Source organism: Buttiauxella cochleicola (genome assembly GCF_021282405.1).
Taxonomy (GTDB): Bacteria; Pseudomonadota; Gammaproteobacteria; order Enterobacterales; family Enterobacteriaceae; genus Buttiauxella; species Buttiauxella massiliensis.
The window spans coordinates 378,915-404,534 of record NZ_JAJSOU010000001.1; the positions used below are offsets into that span (position 1 = coordinate 378,915).

The following is a 25,620-nucleotide window of genomic DNA, read 5'->3' on the forward strand; positions in this document are numbered from 1 at the left end:
TCTGACCTCCTGTGGATGGCTGCACTAGGCTTTACGTGACCTTTGGGGTAAAAAATGGACTGGTTTGTTGATTACTTTTCAACGTATCTCTACGGTTTGAAAGTTGTCGCTATTACGCTGGCGATATTGATGTTAATTAGCGGAATTGATGATTTATTTATCGATATTGTTTACTGGGTTCGCCGGGTATGGCGCTCGGTTACGGTATACCGCAACAATGATTATCTGGACTATAAAGCCCTGCATGAGCCACAAGAAAAAGCGTTGGCTATTATGGTCCCTGCATGGAATGAAACTGGGGTTATCGGCAATATGGCGCGTCTTGCCGCCAGTTCACTGGACTACGAAAACTACCATATATTTGTAGGGACTTACCCTAATGACCCGGATACGCAACGTGATGTAGATGAAGTCTGCGCACGTTTTCCAAATGTTCATAAAGTGGTATGCGCACGGCCTGGTCCCACCAGCAAAGCGGACTGCCTGAACAACATTCTGGATGCTATTTTACAGTTTGAAAACAGCGCGCGTTTTAATTTCTCCGGTTTTATTCTTCATGACGCAGAAGATGTTATTTCTCCTCTCGAATTGCGTCTTTTTAATTATCTGGTTGATAGAAAAGACTTAATTCAGATCCCGGTTTATCCGTTTGAACGCAAATGGACGCACTTCACAAGCCTGAGTTATCTGGATGAATTTTCAGAGCTGCATGGTAAAGATGTACCGGTACGCGAGGCATTAGCGGGGCAAGTTCCAAGCGCAGGTGTGGGCACATGTTTTAGCCGCCGCGCGGTTTTGGCGTTATTAGCTGATGGTGACGGCATTGCTTTTGATGTGCAGAGCCTGACTGAAGATTACGATATTGGTTTCCGTCTGCGTCAAAAAGGGATGGAAGAGATTTTCTGTCGCTTCCCGGTTGTTGACGCAAATGACAAATCAGCCAAACCCTTTGGTCAACGTGCCCGAACTGCCAATGTTATCTGCGTGCGCGAATATTTCCCTGACACCTTTGCCACAGCCGTGCGCCAAAAGTCTCGCTGGATAATCGGCATCGTGTTCCAGGGTTTTAAAACTCACCGCTGGAGTTCAAGCCCGGTTCTCAACTATTTCCTGTGGCGCGACCGTAAAGGGGCGATTGCAAACTTCCTCAGTTTTGCGGCGATGCTAGTGATGTTGCAACTGGTTGCCATCATCATTTATCAGCGCACGGTCGATGGAGCATGGCAATTCTTATCAATATTTGTCGGCGGTTCATGGCTGACGATATTGCTGTGGATTAACTTACTGCTGATGTCTAACCGCATCATTCAACGCATGATATTTGTGACAGGTTATTACGGGCTGGGACAAGGCTTATTGGTATTACCGCGCCTGTTCTGGGGCAACTTGATTAACTTTGTGGCGAACTGGCGGGCGATTAAGCAGGTTATCCAACATGGCGACCCACGTCGCGTGGCATGGGATAAAACAACTCACGATTTCCCGACCGTAAGTGTCCAACGCTCTGCTCAACCTCTGGGTTATATCCTGGTGGATTCTGGTGTGATTACCCAGGCTGAACTGGAAGAAGCACTGCAAAAGCGTATTCCAGGGCTAAAACTGGGCGGAAGTCTGGTGCAACTGGGCTATATCACTGCGTATCAGCTTGCTGTTGCTCTGGCAAAACAAGCTGAAGTGCCGATGGAGTCAATCGATCCTCTCGCACTTGATGAATCATTGATTAAGAGCGTTCCTGCAAAAGTGGTGCAGCACCATGCGGTTCTGCCATTGCGCATGGAAGGTGACACCCTGGTTCTTGCTTGTGAGAACTCGATCGATCCGGTTTCATTGTCGGCGTTGGGCCGCAAACTCGGGCGGAATGTGAGCTACGTTATTGTGCCGCGAGGCCAGGTAGTTATTGGCCTGCGCCACTGGTACGGCGATGAGCAATCGACGAAAGAAAAGCAATTGCTCGACAGTGCCGTCACAGAAAACCTTTTAATGCAGGCGCAGGCCGATGAGATTTGGGACAAATATGTCTCCGGGCAACTTCTGTTTGCTGAAGTGTTAAGCAATGAGTCTCACCTGAATGAAGCTGTTCTGCGTGCTGTTCTATTACGTTATGAACGCAGCGATTTGATGTTCGGCGAGTTTCTGGTGCAAGAAGGGGTGGTGAGTCAACACGTTGTCGATCACGCGCTGGCACAGCAAAAGAGATTGCAACCATCGTTGAAAGACCTGCTGCAAAAAGCAGGTATCAGCGTGATGCAACAGGCTCGACTAGCCAGGGAGGCAGTATGAAGATACGGCTAACCCCGCTGGCAGCCCTGGTTTGCGGTGTTCTACTTGCGGTACCAGCTTTGGCTGCTAAGGAAGGATCTAAACAAGATCTGGGACTCAGTGATTACCTTTACTTCAAGGTTTATCCGCATATTGAGCGGGCACATGAAGCCCTGAAAGCGAATGATGAAACTCGCGCGTTGCGCAGTTTTGAGCATGCTCATGCAATGGCACCCGAGAGCGTGCGCTTGTCGTTATGGCTTGCTGAGGCTTATCGGCACTTCGGCCACGATAAGAAAGCTCGGGAGTTGCTGGAAAGTGAGCTTGCGAAAAGGCCACAAAACTCTGACTTACATCGTGCACTGGTGGCGATTCCCGTGCCTGTTCCAGAAGTCAAAACTTACGAGCAATTGCTGGCATTCCAGAAAAACTGCGATGCCTCACCGGGCGTTCAGTGTCGCAGTGAGGTGGGTAACTATGCTCTCAAACTCAATAAGCTAGATATAGCCCGCGCGCAGTTGTCTGACCCGAAATTCCGTCACTCAAAAGAGGGGCAGCAATTGGCGGACAACTACACGCAGCGGGCAATTTTCTTGCAACAGTGGGGGGCAGCAGATCAAGGTTTTGCCCTGTTGGACAGTGAGGCGACGCTGAGTGACGCACAGTATCAACAATGGTTTGCAATTCTGTTACATATGCAGCGCGACCAACGAATCCTGGATTTGCAAAGCCAGGGAGTGATGAACAGTGCTGGAATGCAACTGGCTTACGCGCAGTCATTGGCTGAGCGTAATGCACTGACTCAGTTACGCCGTTATCTCGCAAGCCGTAAACCCGTATTTGATTCAGCCATCGAAGAACGTAATTGGATGTGGTTATTGGCAACCTATAGCCAGCAACCGGGGCACACAGTTGCGGGATGGAGCGTTAAACATCCAGAAAACAGACAGTATGTGTTATCGACGTTAGTGCCGATCCGCATCCAAAAAGGTGACTGGAAAGGGGCGAACGAACTGCTCAATACCTTCCCGGAAATGCAGGCGCTCGATCAGCGTTTAGCATTAAGTCTGGCGCAGAAAGACACGCAGTCCAGCATGCAGCTCATTAGTAAAATCACGCAAACTCGCGGTTTATCCGCGCAAGAACTGGAAACTGCCAGCTTTCAGCTGGTTTCTATGGGCCAGGGAAAAGTGGCTGCTGAATTGCTATTGCGTTACTGGCCCTTTAATCAGGCCGGTAAGTTGCAGCATTCACTGACTACACGTTTGTATAGCCAGCTTGCAGCACACCCTGATTGGTTGACCGCTGAAAACAAAGCTCGCCTTGCCCGGCCTTTGCCAACCGCCACGCAACGCATGGCGCAGGCACGACTGTTCCAGGGGCAGGAAAACTGCGCGCAGGTGCGCAACATATTAGGTGATTTATCTGCGCAGTATGACGCTGAAAGCTGGTCACACCTTGCGCAATGCTATCCGGGGCAGCCGGGCCTCGCGCTTTACGCTGCCGAACAAGCGGTTGCGCGTGACCCTTCGCCATTTTACCAACGTCAGGTGGCATATCTGGCTTACGCTACACAAGATTACGCACTTGCCAAGGCGAGTTGGGCACAGGTTCCTGTCACAGAAATGGTGGATAACGATGTGCACGCTGCAGCGCTCAGCGCAAAACTTGCCGGTGATGAGAAGGTCTTCGCCCACTGGCAGAATATTGCTTCACAGCGTGGAATGTCGGATCTGAAACTGGAATCGACTCCGGTGATGGATGATGCTGCACGTGGTTTTGCACTATTAGCGCAAGGTAAGCATCACGAAGCCCGTGATGCGCTGGAAAAAGCCCGTGAAACCCACACGGACTCGCCAGAAATCCTACGCCAGTTGGTGTATCTCAATGAACGACTGGACGATAAGCCGAAAACGAAGCAGTACAGCGAGCAAGTTGTGGATGACATTGATAACAGCATCACGCCACAACAACAGCTGAGCGACAAACAACAAGAAGACCGTTTTGAATTCCGCCGGATTCACGAAGATAGTCAACGTCGCTGGACTTTCACCTACGATGGTTCATTCGGTTTAACGCCAGATTCACTTAATAGTGGAGGCAGCAATAACGGGGTTCAGCAGGGGAAAAGTTACCGGAGCTATCAACAATTTGAGGCTGAGTACCGTATCGGTAAAAACCAACTCATCGACGGCGATCAGCTTTCCGTTTACAGCCGTGTGTTTGCAGGTAGTGACAGCAATGGCCAGCAGAACTTTATGCCGGTATATGAGCCAATGTTGGGGGTTGGTGTGCGTTGGAAACCGCTTCGTGACCAGGTTATCTATCTGGCGGCTGAACAACAGATCCCGTTGGATCATCATCACGGCCAGGCTGACGTTATGCTGCGTGCCAGTGCCTCGTTCTTTAACGGCGGTAAATATAGTGATGATTGGCATCCGACAGGCAATGGCTGGATGGCACAAAATCTCTATCTGGATGCGGCGCATTTCGTTAAAGCGGATTATCAGCTTTATACCGCCGATTACCGCATGAGCTGGCATCAAAAAATCAACGGCAAACAAACTATTGAGCCTTACTGGCACGCCCAGTACAACGCCAGTACTGACACTCCGTACAGCGACAACACCCTGGGCGGTGTTGGTGTGAGACTTAATACCTGGTTTGGAGAGATGCACTACAGCGCCTTCCCACATAAAGTCAGTGTGGGGCTTGAGTATCAGCGTGCGTTCTCCGGGCACAACCGCGATACCGACTCCAAAAATAATCTTTTCCTGACTCTGGGAGCTCGCTGGTAATGAAGATCCTATTAACCGCGTTACTGCTGGTTGCCCCTTTTGCCAATGCCATGAATGCGGTGATGTATCAGCCGCAATTGCGTGATACCACAGTGACTGATGCCCAGTGGCAGAGCGTGTTGAACAAACTCAAAGGGCAGGGAATTGATACCCTGGTATTGCAGTGGAGCCGCTACGATAATGCATTTCGCGATGGCGAGTCTCGCGCCTGGCTTGAACATAAAGCGCAACTAACCACTACCAACGGTATGAAGCTCGTTATCGGTCTTGCTGCAGACGGTCGATTTTTCGAACGGCAAAAACAGCCGCTTCCTGCGCTTGAAAATTATCTCAATCGCCTGCGTGCTGATGATGTGGCGGCAGCAAAACGTTGGGTAGACGTACTGGGTGAAAAGTCGATTGCAGGTTGGTATATCAGTAGTGAACTCGATGACCTGCGCTGGCGCAACCCACAAATGCAGCAAGCAGCGCTGAGCTGGCTGAGTAAAACCCGTCTGTCATTGGCGGCAGTTGCTGATAAACCCGTTGCGGTGAGTAGCTTCTTTGCAGGAAATATGACGCCTGACTCTTACCGTAAATGGCTGACAACCCTGAGCCATAGTGGCGTAAAAGTATGGGTGCAGGATGGAGCGGGAACGCAAATGCTGACCGATGCTGAACGGGCGCTGTACCTGAAAGCACCGTCTGCAGGGAAAGTTATCGAACTGTTCCGTCAGGATAAACAGGCCAAAACTTTTAAAGCAAAACCTGCACCAGCGGAGTATCAGCAAAAATGGCTTGCGACACCTGTCCCGCCAGGACAGGACAGAGTCTTCTTCTCATTGCGTTATATGAGTGCTGCAAGCGGTGTGTTAGCTATCTAAAAATCAATGTCGGATAAGCGTAAACGTTATCCGACATTTTTATCTCAGGACTTAAATCCGGCGGCTGTCATCAACAGCCGGAATCCCATCCCCACAGCGGTCAAAGCCAAAACACTCGCGGCCCATAACGCGACCATCCATAACAAACGGATTCCGGTCTGTTTCATCAGTGATACCCCTCGCCATGTTGTACCTTCCCGCGAAAAACGTAATAGCTCCAGAAGGTGTAAACCAAAATGATCGGGATAATAAACAGCGCGCCGACCAGCATAAAGCCCTGACTCTGCGGTGGAGCTGCGGCCTGCCAAAGCGTAATTGACGGCGGAATGAGATAGGGCCAGATACTGATACCCAGTCCGCTAAAGCCTAAGAAAATCAGCCCCAGTGTCAGCAAAAACGGTGTGCTATGCCAGCTTTCCTCAGAACCGACTGCTTTCCATAACCAGATGCTGCACAACACCACCAGAAGGGGTACCGGCAACAGGAAATACAGATTCGGCAGGCTAAACCAGCGGGCAGCGATTTGCGGATGTGAAAGTGGCGTCCAGATACTGATAATCGCGATAACAGCCAACATCATCACCAGCAGTGGTTTGACGACTTTACGCATGGTTTTAAGCAATGGATCTTCGCTTTTCATGACCAGCCAACTCGCCCCCAGTAGCGCATATGCCACCACCAGACCAACCCCACAGAACAGATTAAACGGTGTAATCCAGTCCAGTTGAGAGCCACCAAAGGTGCGCCCGATGACCGGGAAGCCAGAAATTACCGCCCCAACCACAATGCCCTGGCAAAACGTCGCCACTATTGAGCCACCAATAAATGCTTTATCCCAGAAAGGCCGATGCGCAGGCGTTGCTTTAAAGCGGAACTCGAATGCCACACCACGAAAAATGAGGCCAATAAGCATTAACGTTAACGGAATGGTGAGTGCATCAATAATAACGGCGTATGCGAGAGGGAACGCCCCAAATAATGCAGCCCCCCCGAGAACCAGCCAGGTTTCGTTGCCGTCCCAAACGGGAGCCACGCTGTTCACCATCACATCGCGGTCATCTGCGTCACGAACAAACGGAAACAGAATGCCGATGCCGAGATCAAAACCATCCATCACGATGTACATAAGTGTTGCGAATACAATAATGACAAACCAGATAACTGACAGGTCGACGCCCATTAACGTAACTCCTCTAATGATTGAGTTGCCGCAGAGAGCGGACGAGAAGGTGTGCCATGCGTAGGAGGTGTGTCGTCGTTAAAAGGTTGTGGCCCTTTCTTAATTTGGCGGATCATATAGCTATACCCCACGCCAAATACCGACATATACACCACAAAGAAGGTCAAAAGGCTGATGCTCATCTGCAAGTTGCCGTGTGCTGAAACAGCATCTTTAGTGCGCAGCAGACCGTACACAACCCACGGCTGGCGTCCCACTTCTGTCGTGACCCAACCGGCCAGAATAGCGATGAGCCCGGATGGCCCCATCCACAACATAAAGCGCAGGAAGGCGCGGTTCTCGTATAAACGATGACGATAACGCAGCCACAAACTCATCACGCCCGCCAGAATCATCAACATGCCCAGGCCCGCCATAATACGGAACGACCAGAACACTATCGTTGAGTTTGGACGGTCTTCTTTTGGGAACTCTTTTAGCGCAGGAACTTGCTTATCCAGACTATGGGTGAGGATCAGGCTGCCAAGTGCCGGGATTTCAAGACCAAAACGCGTGCGCTCTTGCTCCATATCTGGCCAGCCAAACAGCAGTAGCGGAGTTGGCTCCCCGGGCACATTCTCCCAATGGCCTTCAATAGCGGCAATTTTTGCAGGCTGGTGTTTCAGGGTGTTGAGTCCGTGCATATCGCCAATCATGGCTTGCAGAGGCGCAACAATTAACGCCATCCAAAGCGCCATTGAAAACATGGTTTTAATGGCTGGGCTTTTGTTGCCACGCAGCAGATGCCAGGCTGCCGATGCACCAACAAAAAAGGCACTACTGAGGAAAGCGGCTACCGACATATGCAACAGGCGGTAAGGGAAGGAGGGGTTAAACACCACCGCGAACCAGTCCACCGGCACCACCTGGCCGTTGTGAATTTCAAACCCTTGCGGCGTTTGCATCCAGCTATTAGAGGCCAGAATCCAGAAGGTCGAGATAAGCGTGCCTAGTGCCACCATACAGGTGGCAAAGAAATGCAGCCCAGGCCCGACACGTTTCCAGCCAAACAACATCACGCCCAGGAAACCGGCTTCCAGGAAAAATGCCGTCAGCACTTCATAGGTCAAAAGCGGCCCGGTGATGCTGCCCGCAAATTGAGAAAAACCGCTCCAGTTAGTGCCGAACTGATAAGCCATTACCAGCCCGGACACTACGCCCATGCCGAAGTTAACAGCGAAGATCTTTGACCAGAAATCGTATAGCGAACGATAAGTCGGATTTTTAGATTTCAGCCATAACCCTTCTAGCACCGCCAGATAGCTGGCAAGCCCGATGGTGATGGCAGGGAAAATAATGTGGAAGGAGACAGTAAATGCAAATTGAATCCTTGCCAGATGAAAAGCGTCTAAACCGAACATGCAGTACTCCGCATAAAAATTGATTCGATTCGATTGTAAGCCGCGTCACACCTGGGTTGTAGAAACAGACTCTCAGCATAAAGCTATAACAGTTTTCACTTAACGATAAAAAAATCCCGGCCATGCGACTCCGCAATTGCCGGGATGAATTCAAACACAGCAATGTATACCCGTTATACTTCAAGTTGCATGTGCGTTGGCTACGTTTACTCACCCGAATCACTTACCTGAGTAAGCTCATCGGGACTCGTTCTCTTGCCGCCTTCCTGCATCTTGAATTATTTTGGGTATATATCTTTTTTATGTACACACCATTTATGTGTAATTCAGAAACTGAAAATCTACAATTGAATACGCCTTAATTGTTAAGTTTATTTAATATTTATGCGCGCATTAACATTGCTTGAATTGGCTTGGAAATAGCATGGGTATTAATCAGGAGTTAAACATGCAAGGCCCACGGTCATTGGCCTGGAAGAGTTTGATTTGAATTTAGAATATTAGCCACAAACAAACTGTAGCGGCTAATGGGTTCTATTTCTTTTATGCGACTTTCGAGACAGACACTGAAACTTCATATCCTATTAGATATAAGGCCTGCTCCAGAGTTTCTACTTTCGATGCGTGGCTGACATCCAAAAGCCTGTCAATCTGAGGGCCTTTCTGATTAAGTTTTCGTGCAAGGTCAGCCTTTCTTGTCCCGGTATTAATCATGGCGTTGTGAAGAGTGGCCTTCAGGCACGTAAGCACAGGAAGATGAATCACTAACTCGCCCTCCAGCGCAGCCGATGGCGTTGGCACTGGTATGCGTGAGTCAATTAATTCGCCAATCATCGCTGTAATAGCATCCCTGGCCTCTAGTTCAATATCATCCTCAGCAAAAGCGACTGAGTGCAAATTATCAAAATCACGAGAGCTTATTTCGTACTCATCAGTATCTTCATTTAGCGCTGCTGTTACCGAAAATTTAAACATTTACCTGACCTTGTTTCTGGTGATGCAAGCACAGTAACATATAAGGTTATAAATATAACAAAAATGTTGTCTTTTATTTTTTAGCAACAACGATAATCCAGAACAATCTCTGTATGTATGGCTGTTTTTTGTCATCACTCGAAGAATTTCATTACCAATAATACTTGAAGTGATTCTATAAACCCCGGAGCTCTATATATGGCGGGTGAAAGTTAATTGTTTTGTTGAATAAACCACTGCACCACAGTAAGAATGGATAACTAACCATATATAAGAACATGGTAACGCAATGACCGACGGAGCTTTAAACCACTCTTTCCATGTGCCATTTCACGGTAAAACAATAATTGCCGAGACTACACCTGGTTGTAAGGGGCATATTTTGATGCTCCATGGGGGAGGTAAGGATCGCAAGGTTTTCTCTAAATATCGCCTTCTTTTAAAAGAGTTAGGTTATGGAACGACTGTTTTTGACTTCATCGGTCACGGGGAGACCGGAGGGGAGTTATATGAGTCTTCTCTCTTGAGCCGTACCAGGCAAGCAGAGGCTGTCATTGCCCATCTGAATCATCCTTTGTCAGGATGTATGGGTGTAAGCATGGGGGCCTATAATGCGCTGCATCTAAGCACCTCTATTCAACTGAGATCCTTGATTCTCATGGTTCCAGGTGTTTACGCAAAGTCCGCTTACAAGGTCAAATTTGGTCCTGATTTTTCACAAATCATTCGTAAACACCGAAGCTGGGAAGCCACAGATGCATGGGATATTGCAGCTGGATTCACGGGTAACTTGCTTGTTGTTGCGGCACAGAATGACGCGATCATTCCTTCTGAAATACCCCAAAAGCTGGCGGATTCTGCAGTGAATGCTGCCAAAAAAGATCTTCTGATTATTCCGGGGGCAGGTCATAACAGCATATGGGATAGCTTAATGCTATCTCCTGACTTATATGAAAAAAACCGTTCTGCTTTTGAACGCTGTTTATCTAAATAAATAGCGGAGTTACCGCTAAACACTTGCAGAGAAAAAGCGTTATTTGCCTATAACAGTTTACTAAATTGGCGTATTTTTAGCTCTCTGATATAGAAACGGTACTGCCAAAAAATGAAAAAATACCAGCAACTTGCCCAGCAGATTATCGATCAAATTGCCCTCGGTGCATGGCTACCTGGGGATAAGTTGCCGTCGCTACGTGAGCAAGTCACGCTAAGCGGCATGAGTTTTATGACAGTTAGCCATGCCTATCAGACACTTGAGAGCCAGGGCGTAATTGTCGCCCGGCCGCAGTCCGGCTATTACGTGGCCTCTCGCCCGGCAACGCGGAGTGCGATAGCTCCTGTAAAAGTGACGCGTGATGAAGCGGTAGATATTAATACCTACATTTTTGATGTGTTGCAGGCCAGCGGCGACTCAACCGTAGTGCCATTCGGCTCCGCGTTTCCCGACCCACGTTTATTCCCGCTGCAACAACTTAACCGCTCGCTTGCGACCGTCAGTAAAACGGCAACAGCGATGAGCGTGATTGAAAATTTGCCACCGGGTAATGAAGCGCTGCGCCACGCAATTGCTCGACGTTATGCACAACACGGAATGCAAGTTTCGCCGGACGAAATTGTCATCACCGCTGGCGCGCTAGAAGCGCTAAACCTTAGTCTGCAAGCGGTGACCGAGCCGGGGGATTGGGTGATCGTTGAAAACCCCTGTTTTTACGGTGCACTACAGGCGCTGGAACGCTTGCGTTTAAAGGCTCTGTCTGTGGCGACCGATCCGCAAAACGGTATCGATTTGGTGGCACTGAAACAGGCGCTCAACGATTATCCAGTAAAAGCCTGCTGGTTAATGACCAACGCCCAGAACCCGCTTGGCGTGACGTTGTCACCAGAAAAGAAGCAGCAACTGGTTGAATTGTTGCAACAACACAATGTGACACTCATCGAAGATGACGTATACAGCGAGCTTTATTACGGCCGCGAACGTCCATTACCGGCACGTGCATATGATGCACAGGGTATTACGCTGCATTGTTCGTCATTTTCAAAATGTCTGGTGGCGGGATTTCGTATTGGTTGGGTGGCGGCAGGAAAGCATGCACGTCGTATTCAGCAGCTTCAGTTAATGAGCACACTTTCCACAAGCTCGCCGATGCAGTTGGCTCTGGTCGATTATCTGGCGACCAAGCGTTACGACACGCACTTACGGAAGCTGCGGCGCATTCTGGCTGAGCGTAAACAGCAAACCTTGCAGGCGCTACATCAGCTTTTCCCCGCGGAAGTAAAAATTCATCACACGGAAAGTGGCTATTTCGTTTGGGTTGAACTGCCGGAATACATGGATGCCAGCGTGCTAAGTGAGCAGGCTATAACCCATAAAATCAGTATCGCGCCAGGCAAAATGTTCACCACCGGGGGCGCCTGGCATAACTATTTTCGCCTGAATGCTTCATGGGCTTTAGGTGAGCGGGAACAACACGCGGTGGAGACATTAGCGAACCTCATCAGAAATCAAATTAAGGAGTAGCCATGGAGTACCACACTGAACGTCTGATTCTACGACAATGGGTTTGAGGGTTAATGGAACGAAAACGTACGCTAGTGGACTAACGTACTGATATATCAAATTAACAAGGATTAGTTATGTACTTCAGAAATGAAGTTATCAGTTATTTACAGGCTAATAAAATTCTGGCGTTAAAACTCGACCACGCATTAACAGGCGTGGGAAAGGCTGTATCAAATCAGATTGAAACGATTGGTGCAGGTGCAAGGCGCGGGCTGTATTACACATCCTGCTTTACTTATGAATATCAGGACGTCTGCCAACAACAAAAGGCTGAGGATATCCGATTTGCCAAAGGTGTTTACCATATTCTGAGGCGCGAAGATGTTGTGTATGAAATGCTCAAAATCTACTTTGAAGAAATATTTCGGTACAAAACATCCGATCAACTAGAGCACATCAAACAACTGTTAATGGCAGTAAATGTCCACATTGCCGCAAGCTCACTTACTAAACATGGATTCGCGTTAGCGACGGCTGCATCAGTTTCAGTTGGTACGAACCTGAATCTCGATATTGCCGCACTTGCAGGGCGTGCATCAGGTGGAGCTATAATTTTATCGGGTGTGTATGGTGTTGTTCAGAAAGCCGCCGAGAGCGCCCATCGGTTGCAAATTCAGTCTCCCGCTTATTACAGTGCTCTGTACGCTCATGAGCTAGAAATGATGTATTTTTTAGTCGAACCATTGCTTGAGCGCGCAGGGGCGTTTACGCACTCAGAATCAGAGACAAACATTGCAGACATCATCACCAGGATGATTCGATAACGATGTTTAGCCTTATTAAAAGATTCTTTAAGCGAGTGTTTACGTCTCTTGTCGGCCTTTATGCTCCTCAGGCAATAATAATTACATATGCGCTGGTGCAGATAAATTTTTTTCCTGCTGTCCCGCTTTGGGTTATACCGGTGTTCGCTGTATTTGTAATATATATTTTTAGTCGATATGTGAAATGGTAACTGTCAAAAACTAGCATTATTTAAATTTATTTATAAGGAAATTACATGTCTACTCCCGCTCACTTATGGCTTGAAGATGAAAATGGTTCTCCGATTGTTGGCAATTGTCTAATGCCACTGCGCCTGGGTTCTATAGAGTTAAAATCATTTTCCCACGGTGTAACTATTCCGGTTGATTCGAGCTGGGGAAAACTTACAGGGACGCGCGTTCACCGACCTATCACGATAGTGAAAGAATTTGACCAGACAACACCCCTCCTTGTACCGCGCTGTTTGCGAAGGCCGTACCTTGAAGAAAGCAACAATCAAGATGTATCGCATCCAGGAATCAGGCGTCGAGGCCGAATATTTCAATATCATTTTGGAAAACGTTAAGTTCACTACGGTTGCTCCATATCTTTCTCCTAACGGGATGAGTAGCACTCACCTGGAAACGCTTGAATTGCGTTATGAGGCGATCACCTGGAAGTATACGGAAGGAAATATTATCTATCGTGATTCATGGAACGACCGTTGTTGTGCCTGATAACGATGGGAAAATGCTCTTATAAGGCAACTAAGAACCGGACGTAATGTCCGGTTTTTTTATATCAGGGGTTTGAGGGCCAACCGTACGAAAACGTACGGTAAGAGGTAAATTATCGTCTGAAAAATCGATTAGTAGACAAGACCGTCCGTTAAGTGCCAATTTTCGATTAAAAAGACACCGTTAGTACCGGGGCATTTATAGGTTTTGTTGGGCTAAATGTTCCCGGCTATGAGCTGCCTTTTTCACCGGTTATTGAAATTGGCTGGCGGCTTGATAACGCATTCTGGGGTAAGGGCTATGCACCAGAAGCGGTGCGTAAAGCATTGGAAATCGGCTTTGAACTGCATGGGATGAAAGAAATTGTGGCATTTACCGCGCTGGATAATATCCCTTCGCAGCGCGTGATGGAAAAAATCGGTATGCAGCGCGGTGAGGAGTTTGATTATCCCCTTCTGGATGAAGGGCATCCCTTACGGCGACATGTTGTTTACCGGATCGCCAACCTAAAGTGACATCGATAACTCTGCTGCGGCACGACGTAACGGCGGCAATATTTGCGCACGAAGATCGGCCACTGTAAGTTCTGCCGCAGGAACACCTACATTCATCGCCGCCACGACTTTCCCGCCGCGTGCCAGCATCGGCACCGCTACAGAACGCAGTCCAATTTCAAGTTGCTGGTCGTTAATGGCATACCCCTGGCGGCGCACTAGCGCAATCTCTTCGCGCAATTGTGCAATTGTCGTAATCGAGTATTGGGTGTAGCGGATAAGTTTTGCCCGTCCCAGCCATGCTTCAAGTTCTGCCTCCGGCAATGCGCTTAACAGTACGCGGCCCATTGATGTGGCCCATGCCGGCAGGCGACTTCCCCGGCCAATATCGATGCTCACCAGGTTATTGACTGCCGTGCGTGCGATATACAGCACGTCATCTCCATCAAGTGTGGCGACCGAGCAAGATTGGCTCAGACTTTTACTCAGGTTATCCAGCGATATTTGCGCAGCTTTTGCCAGCGGCGTCCCCGCCAGATAAGCATGCCCAACGGTCAGTACTCGCGGCAGCAATTCATAACTGCGGCCATCAGGGCTATGCACCATACCCAGTGTCGCAAGGGTATACAGGCAACGGCGTACAGCGGCGCGTGAAATATGGGTTTTCTGGCTCAGTTGCGAAATAGTCAAACGCTGGCGCTGGGGGGTAAAAGCGTTGAGCACTTCCAGGCCACGAGCCAGAGAAAGCATAAAATTAGGGTCGCGCTTTGCAACAGATTGAATTTCTTCATTTTCGCTCGCCATAACTTCAATGTTATCAGGATTGCTGCCTGCCATTTAAATGTCCCACGGTCGCGTCAGAATGTTCTTCAGAATGCGCTAACTGCTGCTTAGGGACAATCGTGAATCAATCAATATGAAGAATATTACACTGGGATCACAAATTAACGGTGAATAACCGAAACGCGTCGATAATCGCACATAAATTCGATTACCGCCGTTGACTCCAGGACGAGTGAACTCCTATTGTCAGAAAACACCGCTAAGTTTGCAGGGGCAATTCACCCGCATCCGACGGGTGACAACTATTTGATTAAAAGTGCCCAAGGGAAGAGATATGAGCGCCACTATCGAACAACTCGACACCGTGATTGTTGACCTGCCGACCATCCGGCCACACAAACTCTCCATGACCACCATGGGATGCCAGACTTTGGTTATCCTGCGCCTGACTCGCTCAGACGGTATTGTCGGGATTGGCGAAGCGACAACCATTGGCGGCCTGAGTTACGGCGTAGAAAGCCCGGAAGCTATCAAATCGGCAATTGATACTTACCTTACACCACTGCTAGTCGGTCAGGCAGCAGATAATGTGAATGCCCTTGTGGCGCTGATGAACCAGTGTGTACGTGGCAATACCTTCGCTAAATCAGCTATTGAAACCGCACTGCTCGATGCACAGGGAAAAGCCCTTGGTCTACCGGTAAGTTCGCTGTTGGGTGGCGCACTCACCACGAAACTTCCGGTGCTATGGACGCTGGCCAGTGGCGACACCAGCAAAGACATTGCCGAAGGTGAAAAGCTGCTGGAAGAAGGGCGGCATAACGCCTTCAAACTTAAAATTGGTGCGCGAGATTTTCGCACCGACATGCAACACACCCGCGCCATTGTGGTCGCACTTGGCGATCGTGCCAGCATTCGAGTTGATGTGAATCAGGCGTGGGACACCAGCACCGCCGTGCGCGGTTGTGCTGAGCTTGATGCAATGGGTATTGATCTGATTGAACAGCCGGTGGCGGCACAAAACCGTGAAGCACTGGTACATCTTAGCCAACACTGCCGGGCAGCTATCCTTGCCGACGAAGCGGTTGCCAGCAGCGATGACGGGTTTGATATTGCCCGCCGTGGTTTTATTGGTGCATACGCGTTGAAAATTGCTAAATCAGGTGGTCCGGCAAGTGTTTTGCAGCTGGCCCATGTGGCTCAGGCTGCGGGAGTCGGTTTGTATGGCGGGACGATGCTGGAAGGGACTATCGGTACGGTTGCCTCCTTACATGCCTGGTCAACGTTGCCGTTGCAGTGGGGGACTGAAATGTTCGGCCCATTATTACTGAAAGATGACATTGTTGAGAACCCGCTGCATTTTGCCAATAGTTCCGTCGAATTGCCTCAGACTCCAGGGCTTGGCGTAACAATTGATGAAGATAAACTCAACTATTATCGCCGCAAGGATTGAGGAGAATGACATGTTATTTAAAGTTGAAATGACGGTAAATATTCCACTAGATATGCCGGAAACAATAGCTACAGAAATTAAAGCTAAAGAAAAGGCCTATTCACAAGCTTTACAGCAAGAAGGTAAGTGGCGACATATTTGGCGCGTTGCCGGTCTGTATTCAAATGTCAGCATTTTTGATGTTAAAGATGCTGATGAACTGCACGAAATATTAATGGGGTTGCCGCTATACCCTTACATGGATATTCAAGTGGACGCTTTGTGTCGCCATCCATCATCAATTCGTAACGACGATAAGTAAATAACAATAATAATTCATCTTAACCATGCTCTTTTTCAGGGTGTGGTTCCCTACAAATAAGCAATGAGACAATTATTATGACAAAGAACTTCATTAACCAACCAGAAGTACAAGCATTATTAAGAGAGAGTGCCGGTTTAAATAGTGTGAAGGGGGATGAGCGTTTTAAGAATATTATTCATCGCATGTTAGAAAATATTTGTACATTGATTGATGATTTTAATGTCACCGAAGAAGAGTTCTGGCACGCAGTTAATTACCTGCACGAGTTGGGTGGCAGCAAAGAGGCAGCATTATTAGCCGCTGGCCTTGGCATTGAGCACTACCTGGATTTACGCCAGGATGCTCTGGATGCAGCAGCCGAGATTGAAACCGGCACCCCACGTACTATTGAAGGCCCACTGTATGTTGCTAACGCGCCACTTTCTCAGGGCCATGATCGCATGGATGACGGGAAGGACAATGGTAAAACCATGTGGCTGTTCGGAACTGTGCGTGACACGAAAGGCAACCCGGTGGCAAATGCTGTTGTTGATATCTGGCACGCCAATACGCTGGGTAACTACTCCTTCTTCGACTCAAGTCAGAGCGAATACAACCTGCGCCGCCGCATTAAAACTGGTAGTGATGGGCGTTACAGCGTGCAAAGTATTGTGCCATCAGGCTACGGTTGCCCACCGAACGGCCCGACACAGCACCTATTGAATGGTTTAGGACGTCACGGAAATCGCCCAGCGCATATTCATTTCTTTGTTTCCGCGCCAGGCCATAAACATCTCACCAGCCAGATCAATCTCAGTGGTGACAAATATCTGTGGGATGATTTTGCCTTTGCAACTCGTGACGGATTAATTGCCGATCCGGTAGAAGTGACCGATACGCAGACTATTAAAACGCGTGGCTTAAATGGCCCGCATACCGAAGTGAATTTTGACTTCACGCTTTGCGTTTCTCATTCACCAGAAGAAGAGTCCCGTATCGCTCGCCTGCGCGCCAAAGAATAATAAGAGTGCCAGCACAAGCTGGCACCGCTTTCACCTCTGGCCACACATTACATCGCGAAATAAAAGATCCCCAACGGGAGATTAAGCTATGCAAAATAAACTGGATTTATTAAAAAAGAAAATCAGTAACGCGCTAATTGTTGATCGTGAAAATGACATTTACCGCTACAACAGAAATATCTTTATTGACGAGCAGCTATTTGAACTCGAAATGAAACATATATTTGAAGGAGGTTGGGTCTATCTGGCCCACGAAAGCCAAATTCCTGAGTCAGGTGATTATTTCACGTTGACCCTTGGTAGGCAGCCAATAATTATTACACGTGATAAAAAGAATGAATTGCATGGTTTAATTAATAGCTGTGCTCATCGTGGTGCCATGTTATGCCGCCGTAAAGCGGGTAATAAAAGCTCGTTCACCTGCCCGTTCCACGGTTGGACGTTTAGCAATAACGGTAAATTACTAAAAGCTAAAGACGAAAGTGTGGGTGGCTACCCAGAAAACTTTAAGCAACACGGTTCCCACGATCTCAAAAAGTTACCGCGCTTTGAGTCATATCGAGGGTTCCTGTTTGGCAGCCTTTCAGAAGATGTTATGCCGCTTAATGATTATCTCGGTGAAACTCTAAAAATCATCGATCTGATAGTGGATCAGGCACCTGATGGGCTCGAAGTTCTACAAGGTGCATCGAGTTACATTTACGAGGGTAACTGGAAACTGGGTGCTGAGAATGGGGCCGATGGCTATCACGTCAGTGTCGTCCACTGGAATTACGCCTCAACCATGTCGCGCCGTAATTATGAAGAAGAGGGGACTCAGGCGGTGGATGCCAATGGCTGGTCGAAAAGCATTGGCGGTGGCTACGGTTTTGAACACGGACACATGCTGCTCTGGACGCGAGCACTTAACCCGCAGGTACGCCCGGTATTTGCCGAGCGTGAACGTTTGACTACCCAGTTTGGTGAGCTGCGAGCCGATCAAATGGTGAATGAAACGCGCAATCTATGCCTGTACCCCAATGTTTATCTGATGGATCAGTTCTCCACGCAAATCCGTGTAATCCGCCCTCTGGCGGTGGATAAAACCGAAGTCACCATCTATTGCTTCGCGCCTAAAGGGGAAGCCGCTGAAACACGAGCCACGCGCATTCGCCAGTACGAAGATTTCTTTAATGTCAGCGGTATGGGCACGCCGGATGATTTGGAAGAGTTCCGCGCCTGCCAGAATGGATATCTCGGGCAAAATCTTGAATGGAGCGACCTGAGCCGTGGAGCGCAGCATTGGGTTTATGGGCCTGATGAACATGCCCAAAAAGCAGGCTTTGTGCCGCAAATGAGCGGCGTACGTTCCGAAGACGAAGCGTTGTACATCGCGCACCACCATCACTGGCAGCAAACCATGCTGGCGGCGATTGAAAAAGAGCAGCGCAGTTACGATGCCTCCATTACCCAACGTGTGAAGGTGACGCCATGAGTCTGGATATCAACGCTATCAGCCAGTTTCTCTATTATGAAGCGAGTCTGTTAGACGATCGTCAATGGGATGAATGGATCAGTTGCTACAGCCCGAAAGTGGTGTACTGGATGCCAGCCTGGGGTGATGACGATCAACTCACCACCGATCCTTATAGCCAAATTTCACTGATTTTTTACCCAAACCGCCAGGGGCTGGAAGACCGTGTATATCGCATTAAAACGGAGCGTTCCGGAGCCAGTACGCCCGAGCCAAGAACGACGCATATGCTGTCAAATATCGCCATTGTCGGCCAAAGCGGTAACAGCGTCGATGTGCGTTACAACTGGGTGACACATAGCCATCGCTATCAGCAGAGTGGTTATTTCTTTGGCACCACATACTGCACACTGGATTTGAGCGAAAGTCGACCGCAAATCACCCGCAAAACTATTCATCTGAATAACGATTACATCCGTCAAGTGATCGACATCTATCACGTCTGAGAAGAGGTAATGCCATGAGCTTTAACATCGCCCTCAACTTTGAAGATGGGGTCACACGTTTTATTTCCTGCAATGTGGGTGAAAAGGTGCTGGATGCGGCCTATCGCCAGAAAGTGAATTTACCGATGGATTGCTCTGATGGCGTATGCGGCACCTGTAAGTGCCACTGTGCGAGCGGAGAGTACAACCTCGGTGAAGATTTTCTGGAGGACGCGCTCTCCGAAGATGAAGCACAACAACGCCTGGTACTAACTTGCCAGATGGTGCCCGACTCTGATTGTGTGATTGATGTGCCAGTACCCGCGGCGGCCTGCAAAACTGGCATCGGTAGTTTTGAGGGGACGGTAATACGCAGTGAAGCACTGACGTCCAGCGCTATAGAATTGGTCATTACCCTGGATAAGGGCATCGATTTCCTGCCAGGGCAGTACGTCAATATCCAGATCCCTGGTGGGACACAGGTACGCGCCTATTCGTTTAGTTCGCTACCTGGTGATTCGCAGGCAAGCTTTCTGATTCGCAATGTTCCTGGCGGCATGATGAGCACCTGGCTTGCGCAGCACGCGAAAGCAGGGGATGTATTAACGCTCTCAGGCCCAATGGGTAGTTTTTATCTGCGCCCGGCGTTACGCCCGATTTTGATGTTGGCCGGTGGTACGGGGCTAGCACCGTTTCTTGCCATGCTTAAACAGTTGGCGAAAACTCCCGCCGAACAGCCGATTACGCTGCTTTATGGTGTGACGAAAGATACCGATCTAGTGATGGTCGAGGTACTTAACGAACTGGCGGCTCGCTTGCCAAACTTGACCTGGCTGCCGGTAGTCACCGATGAAGCCTCCGCCTGCCCACAAAAAGGCTATGTCACCGATCACTTCAGTGAAGAGTTGCTTAACCAGGGTGAGGTGGATGTGTATCTGTGCGGGCCACCACCGATGGTTGATGCGGTTTTACGCAGTTTCCGCGAGCGCCAAATAACCCCGGCGAATTTTCATTACGAAAAATTCACTCCCAGCCAGAATGCAAAGGACAGCGCGGCAGCCTAAGGAGCCATAATGCGATTTCATAACAAAGTAATGGTGATTACCGGGGCGGCCCAGGGCATTGGTCGCCAGGTTGCTGAACAAGCCGCTAAGGAGGGCGCGCAACTGGTTTTGATTGACCGCGCTCGCTACGTTCACGAACTTGCGCAAAATTTGCGTCAGCAAGGTAGCGAAGTGCTGGCCATTGAGGCTGACCTCGAACAGTGGCAGAGCACTGAAAAGGCGATGAGTGAGGCGCATCAGCACTTCGGAGTGATTGACGTGTTGGTTAATAACGTTGGTGGGACTATATGGGCTCGTCCTTTTGCTGAGTATCAGGCTGAGCAAATTGAAGCTGAAATCCGACGCTCGTTATTTCCAACGCTGTGGGGATGTCGCGCCGTATTACCTTACATGCTCACCCAACAACGCGGTGCGATTGTGAATGTTTCTTCTGTGGCAACCCGTGGGGTTAACCGTGTGCCATATTCCGCCGCCAAAGGTGGGGTAAATGCGTTAACACAATCGTTGGCGATGGAATATACCGGAAGCGGCATCCGTATTAATGCCACGGCACCGGGCGGCACAGAGGCGCCTGCACGCCTGACTCCTCGTAACCAGGAGCAGCCAAGTCCACAGGAGCAAGAATGGTATCAGCAGGTAGTAGACCAAACCAAAGAGAGCAGTCTGATGCATCGTTATGGCTCGCTTACTGAGCAGGCTAATGCGATTTTATTTCTGGCAAGTGACGAGGCAAGCTATATCACGGGAACTATCTTGCCAGTAGGCGGTGGTGATTTAGGTTAGCGTTTAAAAGAATAGAGGCCGGTTATCCGGCCCCAGTCGGACGCCTCACTTTCACCGCCATCCATATGAAATTTCAATAATTGCGAAAATCGATAGCGCAGATTAGCCGCCTCGCTTACACCTTATCTACACTCTAAAAATCATCCAGTTATCTTACCGTGGGAAATATTTCAGGTACGCGCTTTACTGCGCTGTCTATCACATCCTGGTGAAATTTCCTTGCCGCCCTGTGCTTGCCATATTTACGCAGACTATTGTTTTTGTACGGGGATTTTTTTGGACTTCGGCACTGATTGTTTGAGCGTGCCGCCTTCATCTTTCAGACAGGAGTAGCAGCAATGCGTACAAAACAGGCTATATGGTCTCTTTCCACCCTCTGTTTGACCGTGCTTTCTGCACAGGCGGCGGGGCTTCCAGACAAAATAGGTGCCGGTGAAGGGCAGCTCGATATCATCGCCTGGCCGGGTTATATCGAACGAGGTGATACTGACAAAGCGTACAACTGGGTCACCGACTTTGAAAAAGAGACCGGTTGTAAGGTGAACGTGAAAACCGCCGCGACCTCTGACGAAATGGTCAGTTTAATGGCGAAGGGCGGTTATGACCTCGTTACCGCCTCGGGCGATGCATCCTTGCGCCTGATTATGGGTAAACGCGTGCAGCCAATAAACACGGCGCTGATCCCAAACTGGAAAAACGTCGATCCGCGTCTGGTGAAAGGATCGTGGTTTAACGTGGGTGATAAAGTTTACGGCACGCCATATCAGTGGGGGCCGAACCTGCTGATGTACAACACTAAAACTTTCCCGACACCGCCTGACAGCTGGAGCGTGGTGTTCGTCAAACAAGATTTGCCGGATGGAAAAACCAACCAGGGCCGCGTGCAGGCCTACGATGGGCCAATTTACATCGCCGATGCCGCGCTTTTTGTGAAAGCCACACAGCCACAACTGGGCATTACCGACCCATACCAACTCACCGAAGAACAATATGCCGCAGTGTTAAAAGTGCTGCGTGACCAACACGGCCTGATTCACCGCTACTGGCATGACACCACCGTGCAGATGAGTGACTTCAAAAACGAAGGTGTAGTCGCTTCCAGCGCCTGGCCGTATCAGGCTAACGCCCTGAAAGGCGAAGGCCAGCCGATTGCCACCGTATTCCCGAAAGAGGGCGTCACCGGGTGGGCGGATACCACCATGCTGCATGCTGATGCGAAACATATGAACTGCGCCTACAAATGGATGGACCACTCGTTAAAAGCGAAAGTCCAGGGTGACGTGGCGGCCTGGTTTGGCTCACTGCCTGCGGTAGCGGAAGGCTGTAAAGCCAGTACGCTTCTGGGTGACAAAGGTTGTGAAACCAACGGCTACAACTACTTCGATAAGATTGTGTTCTGGAAAACTCCGGTCGCCGAAGGCGGTAAATTCGTGCCGTACAGTCGCTGGACCCAGGATTACATCGCCATTATGGGTGGCCGCTAAGCCTGGAGGAGTTATGTCGTACGCAGTGCAGTTCAGAAACGTCTCGCGCCTTTATGGTGATGTTCGCGCCGTAGATAACGTTTCAATTGATATCGATGACGGGGAGTTTTTCTCGATGCTCGGGCCTTCTGGCTCGGGCAAAACCACCTGTTTAAGGCTGATTGCCGGTTTTGAACAGGTGACTTCCGGCGAGATAGCTATTTTTGGCAAACCGGCACAAGACGTGCCGCCTTATCAACGCGATGTGAACACCGTTTTCCAGGATTACGCCTTATTTCCCCATATGACGGTACTGGAAAACGTCGCTTATGGGCTGATGGTGAAAGGCGTTGATAAAAAGACGCGACTTGCCAAAGCTCAGGAAGCACTGGAACGCGTGGCGCTCGGCTTTGTTCACGCCCGTAAACCCTCGCAGCTTTCTGGTGGCCAGCGTCAGCGTGTGGCACTGGCACGAGCGTTAGTGAATCGTCCGCGAGTGTTGTTACTGGATGAGCCGCTGGGGGCACTGGATCTTAAACTGCGTGAGCAGATGCAGGGCGAGCTGAAGAAACTCCAGCGTGAACTGGGCATCACCTTTATTTTCGTCACCCACGACCAAAGTGAGGCGCTGTCGATGTCTGACCGCGTTGCGGTGTTCAATAACGGGCGCATCGAGCAGGTGGATACGCCACGCCAATTGTATATGCAGCCGCGCACCGCATTTGTGGCCAGTTTTGTCGGTACTTCAAACGTGTTGCAACCGGCGCTTTCCGGGAAAGTGTGCGGTGAGGAGGGGCTATTTTCTCTACGCCCTGAGCATATTGTTCTCAACGATCATTCTGGCCAGAGCGGTGGAATCAGCGTTAGCGGCATGATTCAGGAGATCCACTATCAAGGGGCGGCAACGCGCCTTGAACTGCGCCTTGCCGACGGCGAAAAACTGCTGGTCAGTGAAGCGAATCCACAGCGGATTATAAGCGAAGAGCGCTATCAAATTGGCCAGCAGGTCACCGCAGTCTGGCCTCGTGCGGCGATGGTTCCGCTGTTGGGGGAAGGATGAAATGGATATGAGTCTCCCCACATCGCATCCTGACAACCGCCTGATGCGGCGCATTGCCACATTTTTGTGGCAGCGTCCAGGATTCTGGTTGGCCTTACTGCTCCTGCCACCGCTGTTATGGTTCGGTGTTATTTATCTTGGTTCGTTACTCACGCTACTGTGGCAGGGATTTTACACCTTCGATGATTTCACCATGTCGGTCACACCTGACCTGACCTTTGCCAATATCGCGGCGCTATTTAACCCGGCTAACTACGACATTATTCTGCGTACCCTGACGATGGCAATTGCGGTCACGCTTGCAAGCGCCGTGCTGGCTTTCCCGATGGCGTACTTTATGGCGCGCTACACCACCGGCAAGTTGAAAGCGTTTTTCTATATCGCCGTGATGCTGCCGATGTGGGCCAGTTACATTGTTAAGGCTTACGCCTGGACGCTGTTACTTTCCCGTGAAGGCGTAGCGCAATGGTTTCTTAACCATATGGGACTGGAACCGCTATTAAACCTGATGCTGACCATTCCAGCTGTGGGCGGTAATACGCTATCCACATCCGGTTTTGGGCGCTTCCTGGTGTTCCTCTACATCTGGCTGCCGTTCATGATTTTGCCGATTCAGGCCGCTCTTGAGCGTTTGCCGCCGTCATTATTACAGGCATCGGCAGATTTAGGCGCACGCCCGTCGCAAACCTTCCGCCATGTGATTTTACCGCTGGCAATTCCTGGTGTGGCCGCAGGTTCAGTGTTTACGTTTTCGCTCACGCTGGGTGACTTTATTGTGCCGCAGTTAGTGGGGCCGCCAGGGTATTTCATCGGCAATATGGTCTATTCCCAGCAAGGCGCGATAGGCAATATGCCGATGGCGGCTGCGTTTACCCTGGTGCCGATTGTATTAATCGCTATTTATCTTTCACTGGTGAAACGACTGGGGGCCTTCGATGCACTCTGAACGCGCACCATTACTGCTAAAAATTGCCGCCTGGGGCGGGGTTATCTTCCTGCATTTCCCGCTAGTGATAATCGCTCTTTACGCGTTTAACACCGAAGAGGCGGCATTTAGCTTCCCGCCAAAAGGACTGACGTTGCACTGGTTCAGCGTAGCGGCATCGCGCAGTGACATTCTTGATGCTGTTACGTTGTCACTTAAAATTGCCGCACTGGCAACTATACTTGCTTTGATCCTTGGCACACTGGCTGCCGCTGCACTGTGGCGGCGTGAATTCTTCGGCAAAAATGCCATCTCGTTATTGTTGCTGTTACCGATTGCTTTGCCGGGAATTATCACGGGTCTTGCGCTGTTAACCGCCTTCAAGATGATGAATTTTGAACCGGGCTTTTTCACCATCGTGGTTGGGCACGCAACGTTTTGCGTCGTTATTGTGTTTAACAACGTCATCGCTCGTTTTCGTCGTACCTCTTACAGTTTGATTGAGGCGTCGATGGATCTTGGTGCCGACGGCTGGCAGACCTTTCGCTATGTCATTTTACCTAATTTGGGGTCTGCATTACTCGCCGGAGGCATGTTGGCATTTGCGCTGTCGTTTGATGAAATTATCGTCACTACCTTTACCGCCGGACATGAACGCACATTGCCGCTGTGGCTGCTCAACCAATTAGGGCGTCCGCGCGAAGTTCCGGTCACGAATGTGGTGGCGCTAATGGTGATGTTGATGACAACCATTCCGATTTTAGGGGCGTACTGGCTGAGCCGTGGTGGAGATGAAGTCGCGGGCAGCGGTAAATAATGTTGAAAAGGGTATCACT

At 49.6% G+C, this 25,620-nt stretch carries 23 protein-coding genes and 1 pseudogene; 19 read left to right on the top strand and 5 right to left on the bottom strand.

Translation table 11 applies throughout. From position 1 onward, the window contains the following. The first annotated feature begins 54 nt into the window (after window positions 1–54). The 3 genes from nfrB to LVQ79_RS01765 are packed head-to-tail and all read left to right on the top strand — an operon-like array spanning window position 55 to window position 5,920. Complete coding sequence (gene nfrB, locus LVQ79_RS01755) at window positions 55–2,280, top strand: cyclic di-3',5'-guanylate-activated glycosyltransferase NfrB (RefSeq protein WP_232863676.1); 2,226 nt, start codon at window positions 55–57, stop codon at window positions 2,278–2,280. After that, the gene (locus LVQ79_RS01760; protein ID WP_232863677.1) at window positions 2,277–5,057 is read left to right on the top strand and encodes an NfrA family protein; all 2,781 of its coding nucleotides are present in this window, start codon (window positions 2,277–2,279) and stop codon (window positions 5,055–5,057) included. Before nfrB ends, LVQ79_RS01760 begins: the two co-directional genes overlap by 4 nt. Beyond that, window positions 5,057–5,920, top strand: a complete 864-nt coding sequence (locus LVQ79_RS01765; protein WP_232863678.1) for a DUF4434 domain-containing protein — start codon at window positions 5,057–5,059, stop codon at window positions 5,918–5,920. Before LVQ79_RS01760 ends, LVQ79_RS01765 begins: the two co-directional genes overlap by 1 nt. Before the next feature lie 44 nt (window positions 5,921–5,964). On the opposite strand, the gene LVQ79_RS01770 is transcribed toward LVQ79_RS01765, so the two are convergent. The 4 genes from LVQ79_RS01770 to LVQ79_RS01785 all read right to left on the bottom strand — a co-directional run bounded on the left by LVQ79_RS01770 (window position 5,965) and on the right by LVQ79_RS01785 (window position 9,475). Further along, complete coding sequence (locus LVQ79_RS01770) at window positions 5,965–6,087, bottom strand: DUF2474 domain-containing protein (protein WP_232863679.1); 123 nt, start codon at window positions 6,085–6,087, stop codon at window positions 5,965–5,967. Next, on the bottom strand, window positions 6,087–7,100 hold the full coding sequence (cydB, locus tag LVQ79_RS01775) for a cytochrome d ubiquinol oxidase subunit II (RefSeq protein ID WP_232863680.1): 1,014 nt from the start codon (window positions 7,098–7,100) through the stop codon (window positions 6,087–6,089). The genes LVQ79_RS01770 and cydB overlap by 1 nt, the downstream gene beginning before the upstream one ends. Beyond that, window positions 7,100–8,500: a cytochrome ubiquinol oxidase subunit I gene (locus tag LVQ79_RS01780; RefSeq protein WP_232863681.1), complete on the bottom strand. Its 1,401-nt coding sequence runs from the start codon at window positions 8,498–8,500 to the stop codon at window positions 7,100–7,102. The genes cydB and LVQ79_RS01780 overlap by 1 nt, the downstream gene beginning before the upstream one ends. A gap of 543 nt (window positions 8,501–9,043) precedes the next feature. Continuing rightward, on the bottom strand, window positions 9,044–9,475 hold the full coding sequence (locus LVQ79_RS01785; protein WP_232863682.1) for a type II toxin-antitoxin system HicB family antitoxin: 432 nt from the start codon (window positions 9,473–9,475) through the stop codon (window positions 9,044–9,046). 289 nt (window positions 9,476–9,764) lie between these two features. On the opposite strand from LVQ79_RS01785, the gene LVQ79_RS01790 reads away from it, so the two are divergent. From LVQ79_RS01790 to LVQ79_RS01810, 5 genes and pseudogenes are all read left to right on the top strand, one after another. Continuing rightward, complete coding sequence (locus tag LVQ79_RS01790; RefSeq protein WP_232863683.1) at window positions 9,765–10,469, top strand: alpha/beta hydrolase; 705 nt, start codon at window positions 9,765–9,767, stop codon at window positions 10,467–10,469. A gap of 111 nt (window positions 10,470–10,580) precedes the next feature. After that, complete coding sequence (locus tag LVQ79_RS01795) at window positions 10,581–11,993, top strand: aminotransferase-like domain-containing protein (RefSeq protein WP_232863684.1); 1,413 nt, start codon at window positions 10,581–10,583, stop codon at window positions 11,991–11,993. 116 nt (window positions 11,994–12,109) lie between these two features. Then, window positions 12,110–12,799, top strand: a complete 690-nt coding sequence (locus LVQ79_RS01800) for a hypothetical protein (RefSeq protein ID WP_232863685.1) — start codon at window positions 12,110–12,112, stop codon at window positions 12,797–12,799. Between the two features lie 236 nt (window positions 12,800–13,035). Continuing rightward, window positions 13,036–13,516 (top strand): annotated as a pseudogene (locus LVQ79_RS01805) (Hcp family type VI secretion system effector). A 200-nt stretch (window positions 13,517–13,716) separates the two neighbouring features. Then, the gene (locus LVQ79_RS01810; protein WP_370639824.1) at window positions 13,717–14,031 is read left to right on the top strand and encodes a GNAT family N-acetyltransferase; all 315 of its coding nucleotides are present in this window, start codon (window positions 13,717–13,719) and stop codon (window positions 14,029–14,031) included. On the opposite strand, the gene LVQ79_RS01815 is transcribed toward LVQ79_RS01810, so the two are convergent. Continuing rightward, a complete protein-coding gene (locus LVQ79_RS01815; protein ID WP_154154808.1) occupies window positions 14,023–14,814 on the bottom strand; it encodes an IclR family transcriptional regulator domain-containing protein in 792 nt (263 codons plus the stop codon). The genes LVQ79_RS01810 and LVQ79_RS01815 overlap by 9 nt on opposite strands. A gap of 313 nt (window positions 14,815–15,127) precedes the next feature. Between LVQ79_RS01815 and LVQ79_RS01820 the strand changes: the two genes are divergently transcribed. The 11 genes from LVQ79_RS01820 (at window position 15,128) to LVQ79_RS01870 (ending at window position 25,601) form a co-directional block, all read left to right on the top strand. Next, a complete protein-coding gene (locus LVQ79_RS01820) occupies window positions 15,128–16,246 on the top strand; it encodes a muconate cycloisomerase family protein (RefSeq protein ID WP_232863686.1) in 1,119 nt (372 codons plus the stop codon). A gap of 10 nt (window positions 16,247–16,256) precedes the next feature. Then, complete coding sequence (gene catC, locus LVQ79_RS01825) at window positions 16,257–16,547, top strand: muconolactone Delta-isomerase (protein WP_232863687.1); 291 nt, start codon at window positions 16,257–16,259, stop codon at window positions 16,545–16,547. A gap of 77 nt (window positions 16,548–16,624) precedes the next feature. Further along, window positions 16,625–17,551 carry a catechol 1,2-dioxygenase gene (gene catA / locus LVQ79_RS01830; protein WP_232863688.1) on the top strand — a complete coding sequence of 309 codons (927 nt, stop codon included), beginning with the start codon at window positions 16,625–16,627 and terminating at the stop codon, window positions 17,549–17,551. Between the two features lie 88 nt (window positions 17,552–17,639). Then, complete coding sequence (locus LVQ79_RS01835) at window positions 17,640–19,025, top strand: Rieske 2Fe-2S domain-containing protein (protein WP_232863689.1); 1,386 nt, start codon at window positions 17,640–17,642, stop codon at window positions 19,023–19,025. Beyond that, window positions 19,022–19,510: a benzoate 1,2-dioxygenase small subunit gene (benB, locus tag LVQ79_RS01840; RefSeq protein WP_151993558.1), complete on the top strand. Its 489-nt coding sequence runs from the start codon at window positions 19,022–19,024 to the stop codon at window positions 19,508–19,510. Before LVQ79_RS01835 ends, benB begins: the two co-directional genes overlap by 4 nt. A 14-nt stretch (window positions 19,511–19,524) precedes the next feature. Further along, on the top strand, window positions 19,525–20,553 hold the full coding sequence (gene benC, locus LVQ79_RS01845; RefSeq protein ID WP_232863690.1) for a benzoate 1,2-dioxygenase electron transfer component BenC: 1,029 nt from the start codon (window positions 19,525–19,527) through the stop codon (window positions 20,551–20,553). A gap of 9 nt (window positions 20,554–20,562) precedes the next feature. Further along, window positions 20,563–21,336: a benzoate diol dehydrogenase BenD gene (gene benD, locus LVQ79_RS01850; RefSeq protein WP_232863691.1), complete on the top strand. Its 774-nt coding sequence runs from the start codon at window positions 20,563–20,565 to the stop codon at window positions 21,334–21,336. A gap of 338 nt (window positions 21,337–21,674) precedes the next feature. Next, entirely contained in the window at window positions 21,675–22,820 is a 1,146-nt protein-coding gene (gene ydcS / locus LVQ79_RS01855; RefSeq protein ID WP_064519013.1) for a putative ABC transporter substrate-binding protein YdcS, read from the top strand. Between the two features lie 13 nt (window positions 22,821–22,833). Beyond that, window positions 22,834–23,859, top strand: coding sequence for an ABC transporter ATP-binding protein (locus LVQ79_RS01860; RefSeq protein ID WP_232863692.1), 1,026 nt, complete (start codon window positions 22,834–22,836; stop codon window positions 23,857–23,859). A gap of 7 nt (window positions 23,860–23,866) precedes the next feature. Then, complete coding sequence (locus LVQ79_RS01865; protein ID WP_370639816.1) at window positions 23,867–24,805, top strand: ABC transporter permease; 939 nt, start codon at window positions 23,867–23,869, stop codon at window positions 24,803–24,805. Continuing rightward, entirely contained in the window at window positions 24,795–25,601 is an 807-nt protein-coding gene (locus LVQ79_RS01870; RefSeq protein WP_232863694.1) for an ABC transporter permease, read from the top strand. Before LVQ79_RS01865 ends, LVQ79_RS01870 begins: the two co-directional genes overlap by 11 nt. The last annotated feature ends 19 nt before the right edge of the window (window positions 25,602–25,620 follow it).

Bases quoted from the DNA above. Each gene is read 5' to 3' on its own strand.
- LVQ79_RS01835 (WP_232863689.1), top strand. From the start codon at position 17,640: ATGCAAAATAAACTGGATTTATTAAAAAAGAAAATCAGTAACGCGCTA.
- LVQ79_RS01790 (WP_232863683.1), top strand. From the start codon at position 9,765: ATGACCGACGGAGCTTTAAACCACTCTTTCCATGTGCCATTTCACGGT.
- LVQ79_RS01870 (WP_232863694.1), top strand. From the start codon at position 24,795: ATGCACTCTGAACGCGCACCATTACTGCTAAAAATTGCCGCCTGGGGC.
- LVQ79_RS01785 (WP_232863682.1), bottom strand. From the start codon at position 9,475: ATGTTTAAATTTTCGGTAACAGCAGCGCTAAATGAAGATACTGATGAG.
- LVQ79_RS01800 (WP_232863685.1), top strand. From the start codon at position 12,110: ATGTACTTCAGAAATGAAGTTATCAGTTATTTACAGGCTAATAAAATT.
- LVQ79_RS01860 (WP_232863692.1), top strand. From the start codon at position 22,834: ATGTCGTACGCAGTGCAGTTCAGAAACGTCTCGCGCCTTTATGGTGAT.
- LVQ79_RS01865 (WP_370639816.1), top strand. From the start codon at position 23,867: ATGAGTCTCCCCACATCGCATCCTGACAACCGCCTGATGCGGCGCATT.
- LVQ79_RS01795 (WP_232863684.1), top strand. From the start codon at position 10,581: ATGAAAAAATACCAGCAACTTGCCCAGCAGATTATCGATCAAATTGCC.
- LVQ79_RS01820 (WP_232863686.1), top strand. From the start codon at position 15,128: ATGAGCGCCACTATCGAACAACTCGACACCGTGATTGTTGACCTGCCG.
- LVQ79_RS01815 (WP_154154808.1), bottom strand. From the start codon at position 14,814: ATGGCGAGCGAAAATGAAGAAATTCAATCTGTTGCAAAGCGCGACCCT.
- catA (WP_232863688.1), top strand. From the start codon at position 16,625: ATGACAAAGAACTTCATTAACCAACCAGAAGTACAAGCATTATTAAGA.
- LVQ79_RS01765 (WP_232863678.1), top strand. From the start codon at position 5,057: ATGAAGATCCTATTAACCGCGTTACTGCTGGTTGCCCCTTTTGCCAAT.
- benB (WP_151993558.1), top strand. From the start codon at position 19,022: ATGAGTCTGGATATCAACGCTATCAGCCAGTTTCTCTATTATGAAGCG.
- benD (WP_232863691.1), top strand. From the start codon at position 20,563: ATGCGATTTCATAACAAAGTAATGGTGATTACCGGGGCGGCCCAGGGC.
- LVQ79_RS01760 (WP_232863677.1), top strand. From the start codon at position 2,277: ATGAAGATACGGCTAACCCCGCTGGCAGCCCTGGTTTGCGGTGTTCTA.
- nfrB (WP_232863676.1), top strand. From the start codon at position 55: ATGGACTGGTTTGTTGATTACTTTTCAACGTATCTCTACGGTTTGAAA.
- catC (WP_232863687.1), top strand. From the start codon at position 16,257: ATGTTATTTAAAGTTGAAATGACGGTAAATATTCCACTAGATATGCCG.
- LVQ79_RS01780 (WP_232863681.1), bottom strand. From the start codon at position 8,500: ATGTTCGGTTTAGACGCTTTTCATCTGGCAAGGATTCAATTTGCATTT.
- benC (WP_232863690.1), top strand. From the start codon at position 19,525: ATGAGCTTTAACATCGCCCTCAACTTTGAAGATGGGGTCACACGTTTT.
- LVQ79_RS01770 (WP_232863679.1), bottom strand. From the start codon at position 6,087: ATGAAACAGACCGGAATCCGTTTGTTATGGATGGTCGCGTTATGGGCC.
- ydcS (WP_064519013.1), top strand. From the start codon at position 21,675: ATGCGTACAAAACAGGCTATATGGTCTCTTTCCACCCTCTGTTTGACC.
- cydB (WP_232863680.1), bottom strand. From the start codon at position 7,100: ATGGGCGTCGACCTGTCAGTTATCTGGTTTGTCATTATTGTATTCGCA.